20 protein-coding genes and 1 pseudogene are annotated in these 18,746 nt (G+C 66.2%); 7 read left to right on the forward strand and 14 right to left on the reverse strand.

Features of this window, described 5'->3' with window-relative positions; all coding sequences use genetic code 11:
* Window positions 1–16 precede the first annotated feature (16 nt).
* The 4 genes and pseudogenes from B7D75_RS21375 (at window position 17) to cmoB (ending at window position 3,288) form a co-directional block, all read left to right on the forward strand.
* On the forward strand, window positions 17–769 hold the full coding sequence (locus B7D75_RS21375) for a substrate-binding periplasmic protein (RefSeq protein ID WP_012077029.1): 753 nt from the start codon (window positions 17–19) through the stop codon (window positions 767–769).
* Window positions 770–872: 103 nt separating this feature from the next.
* Window positions 873–1,475, forward strand: a pseudogene (locus B7D75_RS21380) (hypothetical protein).
* Between the two features lie 107 nt (window positions 1,476–1,582).
* Window positions 1,583–2,323 carry a carboxy-S-adenosyl-L-methionine synthase CmoA gene (cmoA, locus tag B7D75_RS21385; protein WP_058174584.1) on the forward strand — a complete coding sequence of 247 codons (741 nt, stop codon included), beginning with the start codon at window positions 1,583–1,585 and terminating at the stop codon, window positions 2,321–2,323.
* On the forward strand, window positions 2,320–3,288 hold the full coding sequence (gene cmoB, locus B7D75_RS21390; RefSeq protein ID WP_003150227.1) for a tRNA 5-methoxyuridine(34)/uridine 5-oxyacetic acid(34) synthase CmoB: 969 nt from the start codon (window positions 2,320–2,322) through the stop codon (window positions 3,286–3,288). Before cmoA ends, cmoB begins: the two co-directional genes overlap by 4 nt.
* Before the next feature lie 95 nt (window positions 3,289–3,383).
* Here the strand turns inward: cmoB and pdxJ are convergent, their stop codons facing one another.
* From pdxJ to rpoE, 12 genes are all read right to left on the reverse strand, one after another.
* Entirely contained in the window at window positions 3,384–4,130 is a 747-nt protein-coding gene (pdxJ, locus tag B7D75_RS21395; protein ID WP_107114406.1) for a pyridoxine 5'-phosphate synthase, read from the reverse strand.
* A complete protein-coding gene (gene recO / locus B7D75_RS21400; RefSeq protein WP_034079189.1) occupies window positions 4,123–4,824 on the reverse strand; it encodes a DNA repair protein RecO in 702 nt (233 codons plus the stop codon). Before recO ends, pdxJ begins: the two co-directional genes overlap by 8 nt.
* A gap of 62 nt (window positions 4,825–4,886) precedes the next feature.
* Entirely contained in the window at window positions 4,887–5,804 is a 918-nt protein-coding gene (gene era, locus B7D75_RS21405) for a GTPase Era (RefSeq protein WP_069734891.1), read from the reverse strand.
* On the reverse strand, window positions 5,797–6,486 hold the full coding sequence (rnc, locus tag B7D75_RS21410; RefSeq protein ID WP_003150219.1) for a ribonuclease III: 690 nt from the start codon (window positions 6,484–6,486) through the stop codon (window positions 5,797–5,799). Before rnc ends, era begins: the two co-directional genes overlap by 8 nt.
* Window positions 6,483–6,860: a DUF4845 domain-containing protein gene (locus B7D75_RS21415; protein ID WP_003150217.1), complete on the reverse strand. Its 378-nt coding sequence runs from the start codon at window positions 6,858–6,860 to the stop codon at window positions 6,483–6,485. Before B7D75_RS21415 ends, rnc begins: the two co-directional genes overlap by 4 nt.
* Before the next feature lie 170 nt (window positions 6,861–7,030).
* The gene (gene lepB / locus B7D75_RS21420) at window positions 7,031–7,885 is read right to left on the reverse strand and encodes a signal peptidase I (RefSeq protein ID WP_003150215.1); all 855 of its coding nucleotides are present in this window, start codon (window positions 7,883–7,885) and stop codon (window positions 7,031–7,033) included.
* A gap of 5 nt (window positions 7,886–7,890) precedes the next feature.
* Window positions 7,891–9,690: a translation elongation factor 4 gene (gene lepA / locus B7D75_RS21425; protein WP_012077032.1), complete on the reverse strand. Its 1,800-nt coding sequence runs from the start codon at window positions 9,688–9,690 to the stop codon at window positions 7,891–7,893.
* A 149-nt stretch (window positions 9,691–9,839) separates the two neighbouring features.
* Entirely contained in the window at window positions 9,840–11,264 is a 1,425-nt protein-coding gene (gene mucD / locus B7D75_RS21430) for a serine protease MucD (RefSeq protein ID WP_012077033.1), read from the reverse strand.
* A 39-nt stretch (window positions 11,265–11,303) separates the two neighbouring features.
* Window positions 11,304–11,759, reverse strand: a complete 456-nt coding sequence (locus B7D75_RS21435; protein ID WP_003150212.1) for a SoxR reducing system RseC family protein — start codon at window positions 11,757–11,759, stop codon at window positions 11,304–11,306.
* Entirely contained in the window at window positions 11,756–12,706 is a 951-nt protein-coding gene (gene mucB / locus B7D75_RS21440; protein WP_043101375.1) for a sigma factor AlgU regulator MucB, read from the reverse strand. The genes B7D75_RS21435 and mucB overlap by 4 nt, the downstream gene beginning before the upstream one ends.
* Before the next feature lie 8 nt (window positions 12,707–12,714).
* Window positions 12,715–13,299 carry an anti-sigma factor MucA gene (gene mucA / locus B7D75_RS21445; RefSeq protein ID WP_003150208.1) on the reverse strand — a complete coding sequence of 195 codons (585 nt, stop codon included), beginning with the start codon at window positions 13,297–13,299 and terminating at the stop codon, window positions 12,715–12,717.
* Window positions 13,300–13,330: 31 nt separating this feature from the next.
* Complete coding sequence (rpoE, locus tag B7D75_RS21450; RefSeq protein WP_003085543.1) at window positions 13,331–13,912, reverse strand: RNA polymerase sigma factor RpoE; 582 nt, start codon at window positions 13,910–13,912, stop codon at window positions 13,331–13,333.
* 407 nt (window positions 13,913–14,319) lie between these two features.
* Between rpoE and nadB the strand changes: the two genes are divergently transcribed.
* On the forward strand, window positions 14,320–15,936 hold the full coding sequence (gene nadB / locus B7D75_RS21455) for an L-aspartate oxidase (RefSeq protein WP_012077035.1): 1,617 nt from the start codon (window positions 14,320–14,322) through the stop codon (window positions 15,934–15,936).
* Here nadB and B7D75_RS21460 read toward each other — a convergent pair.
* Window positions 15,905–16,357: a protein YgfX gene (locus B7D75_RS21460; protein WP_003150206.1), complete on the reverse strand. Its 453-nt coding sequence runs from the start codon at window positions 16,355–16,357 to the stop codon at window positions 15,905–15,907. The two genes, nadB and B7D75_RS21460, sit on opposite strands and share 32 nt — an antisense overlap.
* Complete coding sequence (locus B7D75_RS21465) at window positions 16,341–16,595, reverse strand: FAD assembly factor SdhE (protein WP_003085532.1); 255 nt, start codon at window positions 16,593–16,595, stop codon at window positions 16,341–16,343. Before B7D75_RS21465 ends, B7D75_RS21460 begins: the two co-directional genes overlap by 17 nt.
* Window positions 16,596–16,863: 268 nt before the next feature.
* Between B7D75_RS21465 and ygfZ the strand changes: the two genes are divergently transcribed.
* A complete protein-coding gene (gene ygfZ, locus B7D75_RS21470) occupies window positions 16,864–17,808 on the forward strand; it encodes a CAF17-like 4Fe-4S cluster assembly/insertion protein YgfZ (RefSeq protein ID WP_053814457.1) in 945 nt (314 codons plus the stop codon).
* Between the two features lie 99 nt (window positions 17,809–17,907).
* A complete protein-coding gene (locus tag B7D75_RS21475) occupies window positions 17,908–18,744 on the forward strand; it encodes an HDOD domain-containing protein (protein WP_107114407.1) in 837 nt (278 codons plus the stop codon).
* The last annotated feature ends 2 nt before the right edge of the window (window positions 18,745–18,746 follow it).

An 18,746-nucleotide genomic window follows, 5' to 3' on the forward strand; every position in this document is an offset into this window, starting at 1 on the left:
CAATCACGAGTCCTCCATGCTCCGCGCCGCCCTCGTCCTGCTCGCCCTGTCCTGCGCCAGCCTGCCATCGGCACTTGCCGAACCACTGCGTTTCGCCGGCGAAGACGGCTGCCCCTACCTGTGCCCGCACACGCCGCAGGAACCCGGCTACCTCGCCGAGGCGCTCGGTCTGGTACTGCCGGAACCGCCACGCTTCGACAGCCTGCCCTGGCCGCGCGCCGTGCAGATGGTCCGCGACGGGCATCGCGATGGCCTGGTCGGCGCCTACGGACTCGCCGGACTGCGGGTCGGCAGCGAACCCATCGGCTGGGTCGAGCTGGCCTTCTATACCCGCCGCGACAGCGACTGGCGCTACCACGGCGACGCTTCCCTGCTCGGTCAGCGCCTGGGGCTCGCCCAGGGCTACGCGAACAGCCCGCGCTTCATCGCCTGGCGCAACCAGGCCGGCGACGACGACCTGCACCTGCAGGTGCTCGGCGGCGAACGCGTGCTGCCGCGCAACCTGCAGAAACTGCTGCTCGGGCGCATCGACGTGCTGCTCGAGGACCGGCACATCATCGAACACTACCTGTATCTTCACCCGCAGCTCGCCGGGCGGATCCGCCGCGCCGGCGAGCTGCCCGGGCGGCAGCCGCTGCATGTGGGACTCAGTCCGCACCTGCCGGCGGTCGACGAGCGTCTCGCGGAACTCGACGAGGGCCTGCGCCAACTGCGCCGCGACGGCACGCTGAAGACCCTCGGCGAACGCTATAGGCTTTCTTTCGACTGAGTTTTCGGCGACGCCGGAAAACCGCCGCCAGGCCAGCAACCACGCCGCTTCCAGTCCATTGAATAAATCCCGGCGCGCCCTCCGGGGCATCGTCTGTTATTCAATCACGACGGTCCCCGGAAGGAGGCGCGTCAGGAGCGCCCCTCTTCGCTACTCGCAGCTCCGGGCGTCCACTGTCTTCGTTTGCTCCTGCGACAGCCTGCCGCCCAGCGAACGAGCGGAAGTCCCATCCCCCTTCGTCGACTATCTCGATGCCGAGTTGCGCTATTCACAGGCGCACCTCCGGCAGCACCACCCGCTCGCAGCTGTTCGGGCTGGGTTTCGATCCGTTGACCCAGGGCAACGGCCGCATGCTGTCGTTCATCGACGCGCGGCTCATGTTCATCCAGCCGCACATCCCCATCGACTACCTGCCCGGTGGCCTGGTGCAATGCCCGGAAGCGAAGGACCGCTGCATCGGCTACGCCTTCGGCTTCGGCAAGACCGACACCCAGCGGGTCGCAGCTTCTGGTCGGACCTGTTCGACTTCCGCAAGAAACGGGAATTGCAGGGCCGCTCGTTCAAGACGGTGTTCGTCTTCGTCAACGACGCGCTGGTGCGCAAGCTCAGCAACGGCGAAGCGAACATCCATCGCCTGGCAGACAGGAAGAACCCGCTGGGTCCGCTGCAGGGCGCGGGCGAGAGCTTCTCCGACAAGCTCAGGTGATACCGCGCACATCGGGCAGGGTGAATCGTCGCCGCACGGTTGGGCGACGATCGTCCCTCGGCTACAATTCGGCCCCCTGAAAAGCCGTGATGCCCGAGGTCACCCGCGTGAGCGAGTCCGATCGCCTGTTCGCCCAGCCCCAGCAACGTGTCGCCGACTTCGTGTTCAACGAAGACGTGGTGCGCGTGTTCCCCGACATGATCAAGCGCTCCGTGCCGGGCTACCCCACCATCGTCGAGAACATCGGCGTGCTCGGCGCGCAGTTCGCCCGGCCGCACAGCGTGCTCTACGACCTCGGCTGCTCGCTCGGCGCGGTCACCCAGTCGCTGCGCCGCCACGTGCGCAGCGACGGCTGCCGGGTGATCGGCGTGGACAACTCGCATGCGATGATCGAGCGCTGCGGCGAGTACCTGCACGCGCAGGACGCCATGTACCAGGAACTGCTGCCGGTCGAGCTGATCGAGGCCGACATTCTCGCCCTGGAGTTGCAACCCACCTCCCTGGTGGCGATGAACTTCACCCTGCAGTTCGTCGCCCCGGACCAGCGCCTCGGTCTGTTGCGCAACATCCGCCGGGCGCTGCTGCCCGGCGGCGCGCTGATCCTTTCGGAGAAACTGCGCTTCGCCGATGCGCAGGAGCACGCCCTGCTCACCGACCTGCACATCGCCTTCAAGCGCGCCAACGGCTACAGCGAGCTGGAGATCGCGCAGAAGCGCAGCGCCCTGGAGAACGTGATGCTCCCCGACACCTTCGAGGAGCATCGCGAACGGCTCCTGGCCGCCGGTTTCAGCCGCGTCAGCCAATGGTTCCAGTGTCTCAACTTCGCCTCGATGATCGCCCTGCCATGATCCAGCACCTCGCTCTCGACGCCCTCCAGCGCCACCTCGCCGGCTCGCCGCTGTACGCCTGGGCGACCAGCCTGCCGGCGCAGATCGCCGCGCGCATCGAGGAAGGCCACGGCGACCTCGCCCGCTGGTGGAGCGCGGTGCAGCGCCTGCCCCAGGTGCAGGCGCCGACGGTCGAGCTGGCCGGGCGTTTCGCCCTGCACAGCGAGCGGGACGCAGCCCTGCAACCCCAGGTGAAGGAGGCGCTGCAGGGACTGATTCCGTGGCGCAAGGGGCCGTTCGATTTCTTCGGCGTGCAGGTCGACACCGAGTGGCGCTCCGACTGGAAATGGAGCCGCGTCTCGCCGCACGTCGATCTGCGCGGCAAACGCATCCTCGACGTCGGCTGCGGCAATGGCTACTACCAGTGGCGCATGCTCGGCGCCGGCGCGGAAAGCGTGATCGGCATCGATCCGAACTGGCTGTTCCTCTGCCAGTTCCTCGCCGCCAAGCGCTACCTGGCGGACCTGCCGGCCTGGCACCTGCCGCTGGCCCTGGAAGACCTGCCGGAGAAGCTCGAAGGCTTCGACACGCTGTTCTCCATGGGCGTGCTCTATCACCGACGCTCGCCCATCGACCACCTGCTGGCGCTCAAGGACTGCCTCAAGCGCGGCGGCGAGCTGGTCCTGGAGACCCTGGTGGTGGAAGGCGACGCCAGCACCGTGCTGGTGCCCGAGGACCGCTACGCGCAGATGCGCAACGTCTGGTTCCTGCCCTCGGTGGCGGCCCTGGAACTCTGGCTGCGCCGCGCCGGATTCGCCGACGCGCGCTGCGTCGACGTCAGCCTGACCAGTGTCGAGGAACAACGCGCCACCGAATGGATGCGTTTCCAGTCGCTGCCGGAATTCCTCGATCCGCAGGACCGTTCGCGAACCGTCGAAGGCCTGCCCGCGCCGATGCGCGCCACGCTGGTGGCGCGCAAGCCCTGACGGCGGATATGAAAAAAACCCATCCGCGGATGGGCTTTTTTCATGGGCTCTGTCCCGTCCTGAACAAGGTTTACAGGAAGCGGGGCGCAATTGCCTCAGCGCTTGGCCGCCGCGGCCAGCATTAGGGCCTTCATCTCGGCCACCGCCTGCCTGAAGCCGACGAACAGGGCATGGGCGACGATGGCATGGCCGATGTTCAGCTCGTTGATGCCCTCGATCGCCGCGACCGGCTCGACATTGTGGTAGTGCAGGCCATGCCCGGCGTTGACGATCAGGCCGAGGGAACGCCCGAGGGCCACGCCCTCGCGTACCCGCTGCAGCTCGCGGGCCTGCTCCTCGGGTTCTTCGGCGTCGGCGTAGCGACCGGTATGCAGTTCGATAGCCGGCGCGCCGACCCGCGCGGAGGCCTCGATCTGCCGCGGATCGGGATCGATGAACAGCGACACTTCGCTGCCCACCGCAGCCAGGCGTCGCACAGCGTCGCGGATCCGCTGTTCCTGGCCGGCGACGTCGAGGCCGCCCTCGGTGGTCAGTTCTTCGCGGCGCTCGGGCACCAGGCAGCTGTGCGCGGGACGGATCTCCTCGGCGAAGGCGAGCATTTCCTCGGTGACGCCCATCTCGAAGTTCATCCGCGTCTGCAGCACTTCCTTGAGCACCCGCACGTCGCGTTCCTGGATATGCCGGCGGTCCTCGCGCAGGTGCACGGTGATACCGTCGGCGCCGGCTTCCTCGGCGTCCAGGGCGGCCTTCACCGGATCCGGATAGCGGGTACCGCGGGCCTGGCGCAGGGTGGCGACGTGATCGATGTTCACGCCGAGCAGAATTCGAGTGGCTTCAGTCACGGGGTGACTCCTTACGGTTCATGAACAGCTCGCGGCTGACCAGCGGCCGGCCGCCCAGATGGGGAGCGAGCGCCTGGCGCATCAGGCGCTTGGCCGCCGCCAGGGCGCCCGGGGCGCTCCAGTCGGCGTCGGCCATGGATAACAGTTCGACGCCCTGGAACAGGCCGGGCTGCAACTGCGTCACCGGTTCCAGGCCGGCTTCGGGCAGCAACTGGTACAGCGCCTGCGGTTCGATCGGGCGTCCGTGGATGTCGACGTCGAGAGCGAAACCATAGCCCAGTTGCTCCAGCAGGCGCCATTCGAACGCGCGCAGCAGCGGCTCGAGCGGCCGCCCCGCCGCCAGCAGCGGCAGGGTCGCGGCGTAGTGGGCGAAGATCTCCGGTTGCGGGTCTTCCGCCGGCAACAGGCGGATCAGCAGTTCGTTGAGGTAGAGACCGCTGAACAGCGCCTGGCCACTGAGCAGGTTGGGAATGCCGGCGCTTTCCAGGCGAGCGACGGTCTTCAGTTCGCCACGCCCGCGCCACTCCCCTTCCAGCGGCACGAATGGCCGCGCCAGTGCGCCAGCCTTGCCGCGGGCGCCGCGCAGGACCGCGCGCAGGCGGCCCTGCGCGGTGAAGAAATCCACCAGGGCGCTGGTTTCCTTGTACGGCCGGCTATGCAGCACGTAGGTGGCTTGGGCGGCGGCGAAGGTCATGGCGGCTCGACCGGGCGCGGGTGGGACGGCGCCTGGCGCCGTGCGCCAGGCGACCGGGAACGTCAGAGGTCGCCGTAGCCCAGCGAACGCAGGGCGCGCTCGTCGTCGGACCAGCCACCCTTGACCTTGACCCAGAGGTTGAGCATGACCTTGGAGTCGAACAGCACTTCCATGTCCTTGCGCGCGTTCTGGCCGATGCTTTTGATCCGCTCGCCCTTGTCGCCGATGATGATCTTCTTCTGCCCCTCGCGCTCCACCAGGATCAGCGCATGGATATGCAGGATGCGACCCTCCTGCTTGAACTCCTCGATCTCCACGGTGATCTGGTAGGGCAGCTCGGCGCCCAACTGGCGCATGATCTTCTCGCGGACCAGCTCGGCGGCCAGGAAGCGGCTGCTGCGGTCGGTGATCTGGTCTTCGGGGAAGAAATGCTCGCTTTCCGGCAGGCGCTCGGCCACCAGTTTCTCCAGCACGTCCAGGTTGGTCCCGTTCTGCGCCGAGATCGGCACCACCTCGGCCTTCGGCAACTGCTGGGTGAGCCATTCGAGATGCGGCAGCAGGTCGGCCTTCTCCTCGATGCGGTCGGTCTTGTTCACCGCGATCAGCACCGGGCAACTGACGTACTGCACGCGCTCCAGGACCATCTGGTCCTCTTCGGTCCAGCGGCTGCGGTCGACCACGAAGATCACCACGTCGACATCCTTCAACGCCGCGCTGGCGGTACGGTTCATGTAGCGGTTGAGGGCCTTCTCGCCGCTCTTGTGCAAGCCGGGGGTGTCGACGTAGACCGCCTGTACCTCGCCTTCGGTCTTGATCCCGAGCATGTTGTGGCGGGTGGTCTGCGGCTTGCGCGAGGTGATCGCCAGCTTCTGCCCGAGGATATGGTTGAGCAGGGTGGACTTGCCCACGTTGGGGCGGCCCACGATAGCCACGTAGCCGCAGCGGCTGCCGGCGGGGATGTCGTCGTGCATGTCAGTCATGGCCGTTCTCCACGCCCAGGGCCACCAGCGCGGCGGCCGCGGCCACCTGCTCGGCGATGCGGCGGCTGCCGCCATGCCCGTGGGTCTTGTCGCTCAGCAGGGCCACTTCGCAATCGACGAAGAAGGTCCGGCAATGGGGTTCGCCCTGGATATCCACCACTTCGTAGCGCGGCAGGTCGCAGCCGCGCGACTGCAGGAACTCCTGCAGGCGGGTCTTGGGGTCCTTGTTGGTATCCACCGGGGTCAGCTCGCGCAACTGCGGCCCGAGCCAGGCGATGATCCGCTCGCGCGCGGAGTCCATGCCGGTGTCCAGGTAGATGGCGCCGATCAGGGCCTCCATCGCGTCGGCGAGGATCGACTCGCGGCGGAAACCGCCGCTCTTCAGCTCACCCGAGCCCAGGCGCAGGTAGTCGCCCACCTCGAAGCCGCGCGCCAGCAGGGCCAGGGTCTCGCCCTTGACCAGCCGTGCGCGCAGGCGCGAAAGCTGGCCTTCGCGGGCCTGCGGGAAGTGGTGGAACAGCGCCTCGCCGATGACGAAGTTGAGAATGGCGTCACCGAGGAACTCCAGGCGCTCGTTGTTGCGCCCGGCGTAGCTGCGATGGGTCAGGGCCAGGACCATCAGGTCCTGGTCTTTGAAGGTATAGCCGAGCTTGCGCTCGAGTCGGTCCAGCGGATTACTCACGGCATGCGTACACGGAATTCTTTGTCGAAGTGGACCACCAGGTCGATGTTGCTGATCAGTGGCTCGCGTTTTTCATATTTCAGGTGCGCCCGGAATTCGTTGTCTTCCAGTTGCACGTCCAGGGCCTTTTCCAGGTCCAGGTTGCGGATGCCGTTGATCTGCATCCCCTTGCCGACGTAGCTGTAGAACTCCGGTACGGAACGCACCTCGGCCGCCTTGTCGGTCTCCACGGAAGTGATCACCTTTTCCAGGGAGTAGTAGTCCAGGTAGTGCGGGATGATCTTGAATGCGGCGCTGGCGAAGAATGCCACCACGCCCAGCACCACCAGCCACCCCAGCAGGGACATCCCCTTCTGCGAACGCGCGAACCTCATGTCGGACCTCATGTCAGTGTAGTTATTCCGTCCTGCGACCGGTAACACCATCGGGCGGGGCCCGGCGGCGGCGTTCGCGGAAGTGAAAGCGGGGCTGCCCTCGGGCGAGCAGCCCCGCTTCGCGATTATTCAGCAGGACCGCCCTTCCGCGTGGCGAACCTGCGCACAGGTCAGTGAATCACGCCGACCCGGGAGAAGTTCGGCAGGTTGCTCATCTTCGGATCGGGCCAGCTCATCCACACGGCGAAGGCCTTGCCGACGATATTGCGGTCAGGGACCATGCCCAGCAGCTCCTTCGGGATCTTCGGATCGTTCCAGTAGCGGCTGTCGTTGGAGTTGTCGCGGTTGTCACCCATCATGAAATAGTGGCCGGCGGGAATGGTCCACTGGCGATCGGGCTCGATGCGGTAGCGGCTCATTTCCTTGCGGATCAGGTGCTCGGCCTGGCCCAGTTTCTCCTGGTACAGGGTCACGCTGCCGAGGGTGCCCGGCTCCTCGCCGACCAGTTTCTCAGCCACCAGCTCGCCGTTGACGTACAGGCGCTTTTCCCTGGTGTAGCGCACGGTATCGCCCGGCAGGCCGACCACCCGCTTGATGTAGTTGATGTTCGGTTCGCTGGGGTAGCGGAACACCATCACATCGCCGCGCTGCGGATCGCCGATCGGGATCACCTTGGTGTCCAGCACCGGCAGGCGGATGCCATAGGCGAACTTGTTGACCAGGATGAAATCGCCGACCTCCAGGGTCGGTTTCATCGATCCCGAGGGAATCTGGAACGGTTCGACCAGGAAGGAGCGCAGCACCAGCACGATGAACAGGACCGGGAAGAACGACTTGCCGTACTCGACCAGCAGCGGTTCCTTGTTGAGCTTCTCCAGCACCGCCGGATCGGGCTCGTTCACCTGCCCTTCGTAGGACGAGATGGCGGCCCGCCGACGCGGCGCGAACAGCACCAGGTCGACCAGGGCCAGGGCGCCGCATACAGCCACGGCGATGACCAGCAACAACGGGAAATTGAGTGTCATGGGTTCTAGCTATCCACTTTGAGCACGGCGAGGAAGGCTTCCTGGGGAATCTCCACGCTACCGACCTGCTTCATCCTTTTCTTACCGGCCTTCTGCTTTTCCAACAGTTTGCGCTTACGGCTCACGTCACCGCCGTAGCACTTGGCCAGCACGTTCTTCCTGAGCGCCTTGACCGTCGAACGGGCGATGATCTGCCCGCCGATGGCTGCCTGGATCGCCACGTCGAACATCTGCCGCGGGATCAGTTCCTTCATTTTCTCCACCAACTGGCGGCCCTTGTATGGCGCGTTGTCGCGGTGGACGATCAGGGCGAGGGCGTCGACCTTCTCGCCGTTGATCAGCACGTCGAGACGAACCAGGTTGGACGGTTCGAAGCGATCGAAGCTGTAGTCCAGGGAAGCATAGCCGCGGCTGGTGGACTTGAGGCGGTCGAAGAAGTCGAGCACCACCTCGTTCATCGGCAGGTCGTAGATCACCTGCACCTGGCCGCTGAGGAAGTGCATGTCGCGCTGCACGCCGCGCTTCTCGATGCACAGGGTGATGACGTTGCCCAGGTGGTCCTTGGGCACCAGGATGGTGGCGCGGCAGATCGGCTCGCGCATTTCCTGGATCGAGGCCAGGTCCGGGAGCTTGGACGGGTTGTCGACGTAGATGATCTCGCCGTTCTTCTGCACGATCTCGAACACCACGGTCGGTGCGGTGGTGATCAGGTCCAGGTCGTATTCGCGCTCCAGGCGCTCCTGGATGATCTCCATGTGCAGCATGCCGAGGAACCCGCAACGGAAGCCGAAACCCAGGGCCTCGGAGCTTTCCGGCTCGTACTGCAGCGACGAGTCGTTGAGGGTCAGCTTCTGCAGGGCGTCGCGGAAGTCCTCGAAATCGTCCGAGCTGACCGGGAACAGGCCGGCGTAGACCTGCGGCTTGACCCGCTTGAAGCCCGGCAGGACCTCGACGTCAGGGGTGTTGTTGAGGGTCAGGGTGTCGCCCACCGGCGCGCCGTGGATGTCCTTGATGCCGGCGATGATGAAGCCCACCTCGCCGGCCTTGAGGTCGGCGGTCTCGGTGTGCTTCGGGGTGAAGACGCCGACGCTGTCCACCTGGTGGACCTTGCCGGTGGATTTCACCAGGATCTTGTCGCCCTTCTTCACCCGGCCGTTCTTCACCCGTACCAGCGAGACCACGCCAAGGTAGTTGTCGAACCAGGAGTCGATGATCAGCGCCTGCAGCGGCGCCTCGATCTCGCCTTCCGGCGCGGGAATGACGGTCACCAGGCGCTCCAGCACCTCGAGCACGCCCATGCCGCTCTTGGCGCTGCAGGCCACGGCGTCGGTGGCGTCGATACCGATGATGCTCTCGATTTCCTCCTTCACCCGCTCCGGCTCGGCCTGGGGCAGGTCCATCTTGTTCAGCACGGGCATCACTTCCAGGCCCTGCTCGATGGCGGTGTAGCAGTTGGCGACGGACTGCGCCTCGACGCCCTGGCCGGCGTCCACCACCAGCAAGGCGCCTTCGCAGGCGGCCAGCGAGCGGCTGACTTCGTAGGTGAAGTCGACGTGGCCAGGGGTGTCGATGAAGTTGAGCTGGTAGGTCTTGCCGTCCTGCGCCTTGTAGTGCAGGGTCACGCTGTGGGCCTTGATGGTGATCCCGCGCTCGCGCTCCAGGTCCATGGAATCCAGGACCTGGGCCTCCATTTCACGGTCGGACAGGCCGCCGCACATCTGGATGAAGCGATCGGCCAGCGTCGACTTGCCATGGTCGATATGGGCAATGATGGAGAAATTGCGGATATGGCTCAGGTCGCTCACGGCTCAACACACTCGAAAAGGGCAAGGGCGGCAATCCGCCGAAAAATAGCCGGGGAGTTTACCTGATGCTCGGGCAGGGCGTCACGCAGGTAACGGATTGACGGACATGAAAAAGGGCGGTGGAAACCGCCCTTTTTTCGTCAGCCGGCTTATTCGGCCAGCTTGAAGGTGATGAAGCTGGCACGTCCCTGGCGCAGAACCCGCATCGAAACCGAACGGTTCTTCGGCAGCGCCTTGGCCACGTCGGCGAAGACCTTGGTCGAGGTCACCGCCTTGTTGTCCAGGTGGGTAATGACGTCGCCCGGACGCAGGCCGATGACCGCGGCGGGGCCGTCCTGGACTTCCTTGATCACCACGCCGCCCTGGATATCCAGGCTCTTGCGCTGCTCGGCGGTGAGGTCGGCGACGGTCACGCCGAGACGGTTGCTGCTGCGCTCGGCACCCGGGGCGCCCATCGAGGCGATTTCCTCGTCGTCGTCCGGCAGGCTGCCGACCGCCATGCTCAGGGTCTTGCGCTGGCCGTTGCGGATCACCTCGAGGTTGATCTTGTCGCCCGGCTTCATGTTGCCCACCAGGTGCGGCAGGTCGGCGGACTCGTTGATCGACTGGCCGTTCAGGCTGAGGATCACGTCGCCCACCTGCAGGCCGCCCTTGGCTGCCGGGCCGTCTTCCACCAGTTGCGCCACCAGCGCGCCGGACGGCTTGTCGAGACCGAAGGACTCGGCGAGATCCTTGTTCACTTCCTGGATCACCACGCCCAGCCAGCCGCGGCTGACCTTGCCGGCTTTCTTCAGTTGGTCGGCGACATTCAGCGCGACATCGATCGGAATGGCGAAGGACAGGCCCATGAAGCCGCCGGAACGGGTGAAGATCTGCGAGTTGATGCCGACCACCTCGCCCTGCAGGTTCAGCAGCGGGCCGCCGGAGTTGCCCGGGTTGATCGCCACGTCGGTCTGGATGAAGGGAACGTAGCTCTCGTTCGGCAGGCTGCGGCCCTTGGCGCTGACGATACCGGCGGTGACCGAGTGGTCGAAGCCGAACGGCGAGCCGATGGCCAGCACCCACTCACCGACCTTCAGCTTGTTCGAATCGCCCAGCTTCAGGGTCGGCAGGTTCTTCGCCTCGATCTTCAGCACCGCCACGTCGCTGCGCGGGTCCGCCCCGATCAGCTTGGCCTTGTGCTCGCTACGGTCGGACAGGCGCACCAGGATCTCGTCGGCATCGGCCACCACGTGGTTGTTGGTGAGGATGTAGCCGTCGTTGGAAATGATGAAGCCGGAGCCCAGCGACTGCGCCTCGCGCTGCTGGCCGCGCGGATTGCGCGGAACCTGCGGGATGCTGCGCTCGAGGAAGTCGCGGAACATCGGTGGCAGGCCTTCGAGGTCCGGGATCGACAGCTGCCCGCGCGCCATGGCGCGATCCGGCAGCTTCTGCCGGGTACTGATATTCACCACCGCCGGCGACGCCTGTTCGACCAGAGGCGTGAAGTCCGGCAATTCTGCCCGGGCCGTCATCGCCAGGCTCAAGGCCAGCAAGGCCACCATCGCAGCCATACAGCGTTTTAGGGTATGCATCGACTACAGCTCCCGTGATGTTCGAGGGAAGAGAAGGACTCAGGCCGAATCGGACGGCCCGGAAATCAGCGCTCGCAAGACCACCGGCTGCGAGGCTGGATCATCGGCATGACGACGAGCATGCCGACGCACCAATAGCCAGGCCGCCAGCAAACCTGCCAGCCCGGACACGATGACCAGGGGTTCCACAAGACCTGCCCGGCTCGCCAGCAATGCTGCCACGAAAAACCCGAGCAGAGGGAAAAGATAGAAGAGGATGGAGGCGCGCAACAACAGGTCTTCGCGAATTCCTAGGATGACGCCGTCGCCGACCCGCAGGCTCAGGTCGCAGAGCGCGCGCACCCGGGCGCGCCCTTCGCCGACGCCAAGCCGCTGCAGCAGCCCCTGGCCACAGCCGGCGTTGACCGAACAGGATGAGCAGGTGCTGCGGCGCGCGGTTTCGACCCACACCGCTCCCGGCTCGGTCGCCACCACGCGCCCCTGCTCTTCGATCATTTCTGGGCGGCAGCCTCAGGACGGATGGACAGTGCCACCCGCTCGGCGGTACCCAGCGGCACTTCGCCGACCACGGTCACCATCTGGCCGCCATCATCGGTCTGCAGGCGCTTGGACACCACCACGGTGGGGCCGAGCTGGCTGCGTGCGTCACCGACCATCGCGCCATGCAGGGGCTCGATGAATACCGAGAAACGCGCCAGGCCATCGTCGTAGGTCAGGCAGGCGACCGGGTCGGGAGTCACCGGGCTGCGCCGCATGAAACTGCGGGTCAGGGTGAAGCCCGGCGGCAGCCACTCGGAGCGCCAGGCGACGGCTTTTTCCGCCTCGCCCTTGACCGGGCCGACCGCCTGGCACTCGGCGCCAGCCTGCAACTGGTCGTCAGCCGGCGCGGCGCCGGTGTTCAACCGGGTGAACTGGAAGCGCTCGAGCAACTGCCCTTTCTCGTTGAGCAACAGCGACTTCAGCGGCAGGCCGGTCTCGCGATCCAGGTGCAGCTCGAAGCCATAGCGATGCTGGTCGCGCGGACTTACCGCCAGAACCACAGCCGGGCGCCCGGCAACGCGCGACTCGCCGACCAGGCGCAGGTCATACCAGGACGCCAGCTGAGAAGGATCGAACTTGCGCACCGGCCACAACTGGGCATCGGCCAGTTGGTCGGCAAGTCCGCCGCTGATGCACTGGGTGCGGCCGTCGACGCGAACCACCTCCTGGCGCGCACCGTCGAGCTGCAGCAGGCGTTCACGGACCGCACCATCGCCCTCGACGCGATGCCAGATCTCATGGGTCGAGAAGCTGCCATTGCGCTCGTAGACGAAGGTGCCCTGGAAACTGTTCTGGCGCTCGGCCTCGGCGAGGCGCTTCAGCCAGTCGGAAGCGTCGGCGGCCTGAGTGGCGGGTACCGCCATCAGGCTGCCGAGCAGGAGCAACAGGGAGGTGGTGCGCATGTCTCTCCTCAGCGGTTTTCCAGGCTGGCTGCCCGAGCGTAGGGCAGCGCGCTCTCTGAACCACTGACGGCGGACTGTTGCACGTGCTGACGCAGGTAGATCGGCAGGCGCTGCTCGTGCCAGCGGGTGTCGCTGGACGAGGAGTTGGTGATCACCTGCGGCGCACCCTGCTCTTCGCTGTAGCCGGCCAGCACAGCCGGCCCCTTGACCTGCGGCAGGGCGATCTGCGGGGTTGCCCCCTGCTGCGCCATCTGCGGCAGTGCGTCGTTCTGATTGTACAGGCGCACACCGGCCAGCACCGCCAGGGTGACCGACGCGGCGACCGCCAGACGACCTACCATGCGCCACGGTCCCTTCTCCGCTTTCGGCGGAGCGGCCTCGTCGGCCAGGGCAGCCGATACCGCCGCGGCGATATCCAGCTTCGGCAAGGTAGGCTCGCGGTGCATGACGGACCGCGCCAGCTGGTAACGCGACCAGGTGGAACGCAGCTCGGCATCCTCGCCGCAAGCTGCGAGCACCCGCCGCAACTCAAGTTCATCCGCCTCGTTATCCATCACAGCGGACAGAGTTTCCTGCAGGGCTTCACGACTCATAGCGATACCTCTCTTGGCATTTGCCGCTGTGTCAGGCTTCTCGCAACAAAGGCTGCAGAGCTTTGTCGATTGCTTCACGGGCGCGGAAGATCCGCGACCGAACCGTCCCCACCGGACACTGCATCACGGTGGCGATATCCTCGTAACTCAAACCTTCGAACTCGCGCAGGGTCAGGGCCGTACGCAAATCCTCGGGCAACTGCTGGATGGTCTGGTGCACGGTGGCCTCGATCTCATCCCGCAACATCGCCCGTTCCGGCGACTCGATGTCCTTCAGGGCATGATCGCCCTCGAAGAACTCCGCATCCTCTGCGGTCACATCGCTGTCCGGCGGCCGACGCCCGCGAGCGACCAAGTGGTTCTTCGCGGTGTTGATGGCGATCCGGTACAGCCAGGTATAGAAAGCACTATCGCCGCGGAAATTTCCGAGCGCCCGGTAGGCCTTGATGAAGGCCTCCTGCGCTACGTCCTGGGCTTCCTGGGCGTCATGCACGAAGCGCACGATCAATCCCAGTATCTTGTGCTGGTATTTCAGTACCAGCAGATCGAAAGCCCGCTTGTCTCCGCGCTGTACCCGTTCAACCAGTTGCTGATCCTGTTCCTGGGTTAGCATGAAAGCTCCTCTTCGAACCCGGAGGAGCTTCGAGCGTCCCAGCGAATCGTCTTGCCAAGATAGACTCGGGCTTCTTGCAAAAGTTCTCCCCTCCAAGCATGCGCCACGAGATTTTTCCTCGCTCGTGACGTGCGGCCCCGGACATCGTGTCCGGACCCCGCGAAAATGGATTGCATCGGGCTCAGGGCCCGGCCTCTGCGCCGCTGGGTAGGCCAACCGGACGAGGTCTTCAGGCATCCTGCTTTGGAACCGATGCGTCTAAGAAAGTTCCAGCACTACATCGCCCCGCTCTGATGAAGCCTGCCGCTGGCAGGCCCGCAACTCATCCGCCGGACCGGCGGCGGGGTGCGCTATTGTGCCGCCAGGCCCTTCTATATACTAGGGCTCCACCATGGGGAAATGCGGGCATGAGCCAACATTATCAACACGATGTACTGGTCATCGGCAGCGGCGCCGCCGGCCTGAGCCTGGCCCTTACCCTCCCGGAACACCTGCGCATCGCCGTCCTCAGCAAGGGCGAACTGTCGCAGGGCTCGACCTATTGGGCCCAGGGCGGCGTGGCCGCCGTGCTGGACGATACCGACACCGTGGAATCCCACGTCGAGGACACCCTGGTCGCCGGCGGCGGCCTGTGCCGCGAGGATGCGGTGCGCTTCACCGTTGAGCATAGCCGCGAAGCGATCCAGTGGCTGATCGAGCAGGGCGTGCCGTTCACCCGAGACGAACAGGGCAACCACGAGGAAGGCAGCTTCGAGTACCACCTGACCCGCGAAGGCGGGCACAGCCACCGGCGCATCATCCATGCCGCCGACGCCACTGGCGCGGCGATCTTCAACACCCTGCTGGCTCGCGCCCGCCAGCGCCCGAACATCGAGTTGCTGTCGCAACGAGTGGCGGTCGACCTGATCACCGAACGCAAGCTCGGCCTGCCGAGCAAGCGCTGCCTGGGCGCCTACGTGCTGAACCGGGAAAGCGGCGAAGTGGACACCTTCCGCGCCCGTTTCACCGTGCTGGCCTCCGGCGGCGCGAGCAAGGTCTACCTCTACACCAGCAACCCCGACGGCAATTCCGGCGACGGCATCGCCATGGCCTGGCGCGCCGGCTGCCGGGTCGGCAACCTGGAGTTCAACCAGTTCCACCCGACCTGCCTGTACCACCCGCAGGCCAAGAGTTTCCTGATCACCGAGGCATTGCGCGGCGAAGGCGCCCTGCTGCGCCTGCCCAACGGCGAGCGCTTCATGCCGCGCTTCGACCCGCGTGGCGAACTGGCGCCCCGGGACATAGTGGCCCGCGCCATCGACCACGAGATGAAGCGCCTGGGGATCGACTGCGTCTACCTGGACATCAGCCACAAGCCGGCCGAGTTCATCAAGGCGCACTTCCCCACCGTCCACGAGCGCTGCCTGGACTTCGGCATCGACATCACCCGGCAACCGATCCCGGTGGTGCCGGCCGCGCACTACACCTGCGGCGGCGTGCTCGTCGACCAGCACGGGCATACCGACGTGCCGGGCCTCTACGCCATCGGCGAGACCACCTTCACCGGCCTGCACGGCGCCAACCGCATGGCCAGCAATTCGCTGCTGGAATGCTTCGTCTATGCCCGCTCGGCCGCCGCCGACATGCTCCAGCGCCTGCCCGGCACGCCGCTGCCGGAAAGCCTGCCGAGCTGGGACGCCAGCCAGGTCACCGACTCCGACGAGGACGTGATCATCGCGCACAACTGGGATGAGTTGCGGCGTTTCATGTGGGACTACGTCGGTATCGTGCGCACCAACAAGCGCCTGCAGCGCGCCCAGCACCGGGTGCGCCTGCTGCTCAGCGAGATCGACGAGTTCTACAGCAACTACAAGGTCAGCCGCGACCTGATCGAGTTGCGCAACCTGGCGCTGGTCGCCGAACTGATCATCCGCTCGGCCATGCAGCGCCGCGAAAGCCGGGGCCTGCACTACACGCTGGATTATCCGGACCTATTGCCCGAAGCCCGCGACACTATCCTGGTGCCGCCCATCTACGGCGACTGAAGCGCAGGCGGACGCGCAGGCGCCGATGGCTGTCGGCGCCCAGCGCGTCGGCCGGGATACAGCAGCCAAGGGTGCGCCAGCCGCCCGGCAGGCGCACGCGCAGTACGATCAGCCAGGGCAGCGCCAGGCTGTCCGGGCGCAACTGCACCGCCTGCCAGCCGCTACCGGCACTCCACAACTGCCAGCCGCGCTCGTCGTGGCGCAACCCGCGGAAAGCCTGCGGACCGCGCAGCAGTACCTGGCGCTGGAGCCCCCAGCCGCCATAGGCGAGACAGCCCGCGACGAGCGCCAGCTTCAGCCAGACCGGCAATGCCGCCAGGAAGATCGCCAGCAGCGCCAGCCCCCACAATGTCAGACAGGCCGCCAGCAGGGTCGGAGAGACCCGCCAGCGGCATTCGAACGGCTCAATCCGGCTGGACACGGTCCAGAATCATCCGCACCATCCGCCGCAGGTCGGCGTCTTCCGGTTCGCCGCGCTGCATGAACCAGCCGAACATGTCCTGGTCCTCGCACTCCAGCAGCTTGCGGAAGCGCGCCTGGTCCTCGGCATCCAGCCCCGGATAGACCTCCTGCACGAAGGGCACCAGCAGCACATCCAGTTCCAGCATGCCGCGACGGCTGTGCCAGTAGAGTCGTTTCAGTTCGGTTTCATCTGCCATGTCGGGCTCCTCGAAAACGCCCGGCATTATAGGGCGGTTGCGCTCGAATGGCGCGGCCCGATGACGAGGCACCGCCCCGCCGGCGTCCGCCCTTGGTCGTATTGCCCATCGCGCGGGGGCCACAGGCCGTCTCACGGACCACGCCCGACGGCCGTTTCGGAAGGGTCCGACAACTCGCCGGCAGGAACGGCGAACGCGCGACCCGCTGACAAGCCCCGGACCGAGTTCTATGATGACCACCCTGACTGACTGACCGCGCAGCATCGCAATGGCCGACTCCGCTTTCCATACCCCGCTTGTCCATGAAGGCATCCTCGCCGTCCGTGGCCCGGACGCCGCCAAGTTCCTCCAGGGGCAGCTGACCTGCAACCTGGCCTATCTGAACGACGAAACCTCCAGCCTCGGCGGTCGCTGCACCATCAAGGGCCGGCTGCTGTCGAGCTTTCGCATCCTGCTGCAAGGCGACGGCCTGCTGCTGGCGCTGGCCAGCGAACTGCTCGAGGCCCAACTGGCGGACCTGAAGAAGTACGCGGTGTTCTCCAAGGCCACCCTGGCCGACGAGAGCGCCGCCTGGGTCCGCGTCGGCCTGCGCGATGCCGGGGAGGCCCTGCGCGCGCTGGGCATCGAGGCGCCGGCAGAGGCCGGCGGAATCGCCCGCCACGCCGACCTGCTCGCCGTCGCCCTGGGCGACGCCCGGGTCGAGTTGTGGATCCCTGCGGCACGCGCCGCGGCGGTGCTCGCCACGCTCCGCGAGCACAGCCGGGAGGCGCCGCTCGACGACTGGCTGCTCGGCCAGGTGCGCGCCGGCATCGGCCAGGTGTTCGGTGCCACCCGCGAGCTGTTCATCCCACAGATGATCAACCTGCAGGCGGTCGGCGGGGTCAGCTTCAAGAAAGGCTGCTACACCGGCCAGGAAATCGTCGCCCGCATGCAGTACCTGGGACGTCTCAAGCGTCGCCTGTACCGGTTGGCACTGGCCGGGGAAGACCCGCCGGAGCCCGCTACCGGGCTGTTCTCGCCGGTCCACGCCACCAGCGTCGGCGAAGTGGTGCTGGCCGCGCGCACGCCGGAAAACACCGTGGAGCTGCTCGCAGTGCTGCAGGACGACGCCGTCGCCGACGGCCGGATCACCCTCGGCAGCAGCGACGGAGCGCCGCTCGTCCTCCTCAATCTGCCTTACACGCTGGACAGCGACCGCGAAATCCAGCGCTGACCGTAGACTGTAGGTGCCGTCCGCGGACGGTCCGCCAGTATTCCCATGGCCGGTGCACGCACAGCGTGCTCCGGCCATCGCGTTTTCAAAGGAAGTGCCATGAGCAAGCTTGCCGACAAAGTCCAACAGGACCTGATCCGCGCCATCGATCAGGATGAACTGGTGCTGCCGACCCTGCCCGAGGTGGCCCTGCAGGTCCGCGAGGCGGCCGAGGACCCGGATGTCAGCATCCAGGCCCTGAGCAGGGTGATCGGCAACGACGCGGCGCTGACCGCGCGCATCATCCGCGTGGTGAACAGCCCGCTGCTGCGCAGCCCCAAGGAAATCACCGACCTGCAGATGGCGATCAGCCGGCTGGGCATCAACTATACCTGCAACCTCGCCACCGGCCTGGCCATGGAGCAGATGTTCCAGGCCACCACCGACGTGGTCGACCGCAAGATGCGCGAGGTCTGGAACAAGAGCACCGAGATCGCCGGCATCTGCCACGTGCTGGCCCGTCACTACACGCGCCTGGCCCCGGACCAGGCGACCCTGGCCGGCCTGGTGCACCAGATCGGCGTACTGCCGATCCTCACCTACGCCGAGGACCACAACGAACTGCTGTCCGACTCCATCAGCCTGAGCCACGTGATCGAGCGCATCCACCCGATGATCGGCGAGCGCATCCTCAAGGCCTGGGACTTCCCCGCGCCGATCGCCGAAGTGCCGCGCCAGCACCTGGACTTCAGCCGCGATTCGCCGCGCGCCGACTACACCGACCTGGTCCAGGTCGCCACCCTGCAGAGCTACCTGGGCAGCGAACATCCCTACACCCGCCTGGACTGGAGCCAGATCCCGGCGTTCGCCAAGCTCGGCCTCGAACCGACCGTCGACATGAAGGAAGACGAGGATCTTTCCAGCGCCCTGGAAGCCGCCACCAGCATGCTCCAGTAAGG

It is taken from the genome of Pseudomonas paraeruginosa (genome assembly GCF_003025345.2).
Taxonomy (GTDB): domain Bacteria; phylum Pseudomonadota; class Gammaproteobacteria; order Pseudomonadales; family Pseudomonadaceae; genus Pseudomonas; species Pseudomonas paraeruginosa.

Bases quoted from the DNA above. Each gene is read 5' to 3' on its own strand.
- B7D75_RS21375 (WP_012077029.1), top strand. From the start codon at position 17: ATGCTCCGCGCCGCCCTCGTCCTGCTCGCCCTGTCCTGCGCCAGCCTG.
- cmoB (WP_003150227.1), top strand. From the start codon at position 2,320: ATGATCCAGCACCTCGCTCTCGACGCCCTCCAGCGCCACCTCGCCGGC.
- recO (WP_034079189.1), bottom strand. From the start codon at position 4,824: ATGACCTTCGCCGCCGCCCAAGCCACCTACGTGCTGCATAGCCGGCCG.
- era (WP_069734891.1), bottom strand. From the start codon at position 5,804: ATGACTGACATGCACGACGACATCCCCGCCGGCAGCCGCTGCGGCTAC.
- B7D75_RS21415 (WP_003150217.1), bottom strand. From the start codon at position 6,860: ATGAGGTTCGCGCGTTCGCAGAAGGGGATGTCCCTGCTGGGGTGGCTG.
- lepB (WP_003150215.1), bottom strand. From the start codon at position 7,885: ATGACACTCAATTTCCCGTTGTTGCTGGTCATCGCCGTGGCTGTATGC.
- mucD (WP_012077033.1), bottom strand. From the start codon at position 11,264: ATGCATACCCTAAAACGCTGTATGGCTGCGATGGTGGCCTTGCTGGCC.
- B7D75_RS21435 (WP_003150212.1), bottom strand. From the start codon at position 11,759: ATGATCGAAGAGCAGGGGCGCGTGGTGGCGACCGAGCCGGGAGCGGTG.
- mucB (WP_043101375.1), bottom strand. From the start codon at position 12,706: ATGCGCACCACCTCCCTGTTGCTCCTGCTCGGCAGCCTGATGGCGGTA.
- mucA (WP_003150208.1), bottom strand. From the start codon at position 13,299: ATGAGTCGTGAAGCCCTGCAGGAAACTCTGTCCGCTGTGATGGATAAC.
- rpoE (WP_003085543.1), bottom strand. From the start codon at position 13,912: ATGCTAACCCAGGAACAGGATCAGCAACTGGTTGAACGGGTACAGCGC.
- nadB (WP_012077035.1), top strand. From the start codon at position 14,320: ATGAGCCAACATTATCAACACGATGTACTGGTCATCGGCAGCGGCGCC.
- B7D75_RS21465 (WP_003085532.1), bottom strand. From the start codon at position 16,595: ATGGCAGATGAAACCGAACTGAAACGACTCTACTGGCACAGCCGTCGC.
- ygfZ (WP_053814457.1), top strand. From the start codon at position 16,864: ATGGCCGACTCCGCTTTCCATACCCCGCTTGTCCATGAAGGCATCCTC.
- B7D75_RS21475 (WP_107114407.1), top strand. From the start codon at position 17,908: ATGAGCAAGCTTGCCGACAAAGTCCAACAGGACCTGATCCGCGCCATC.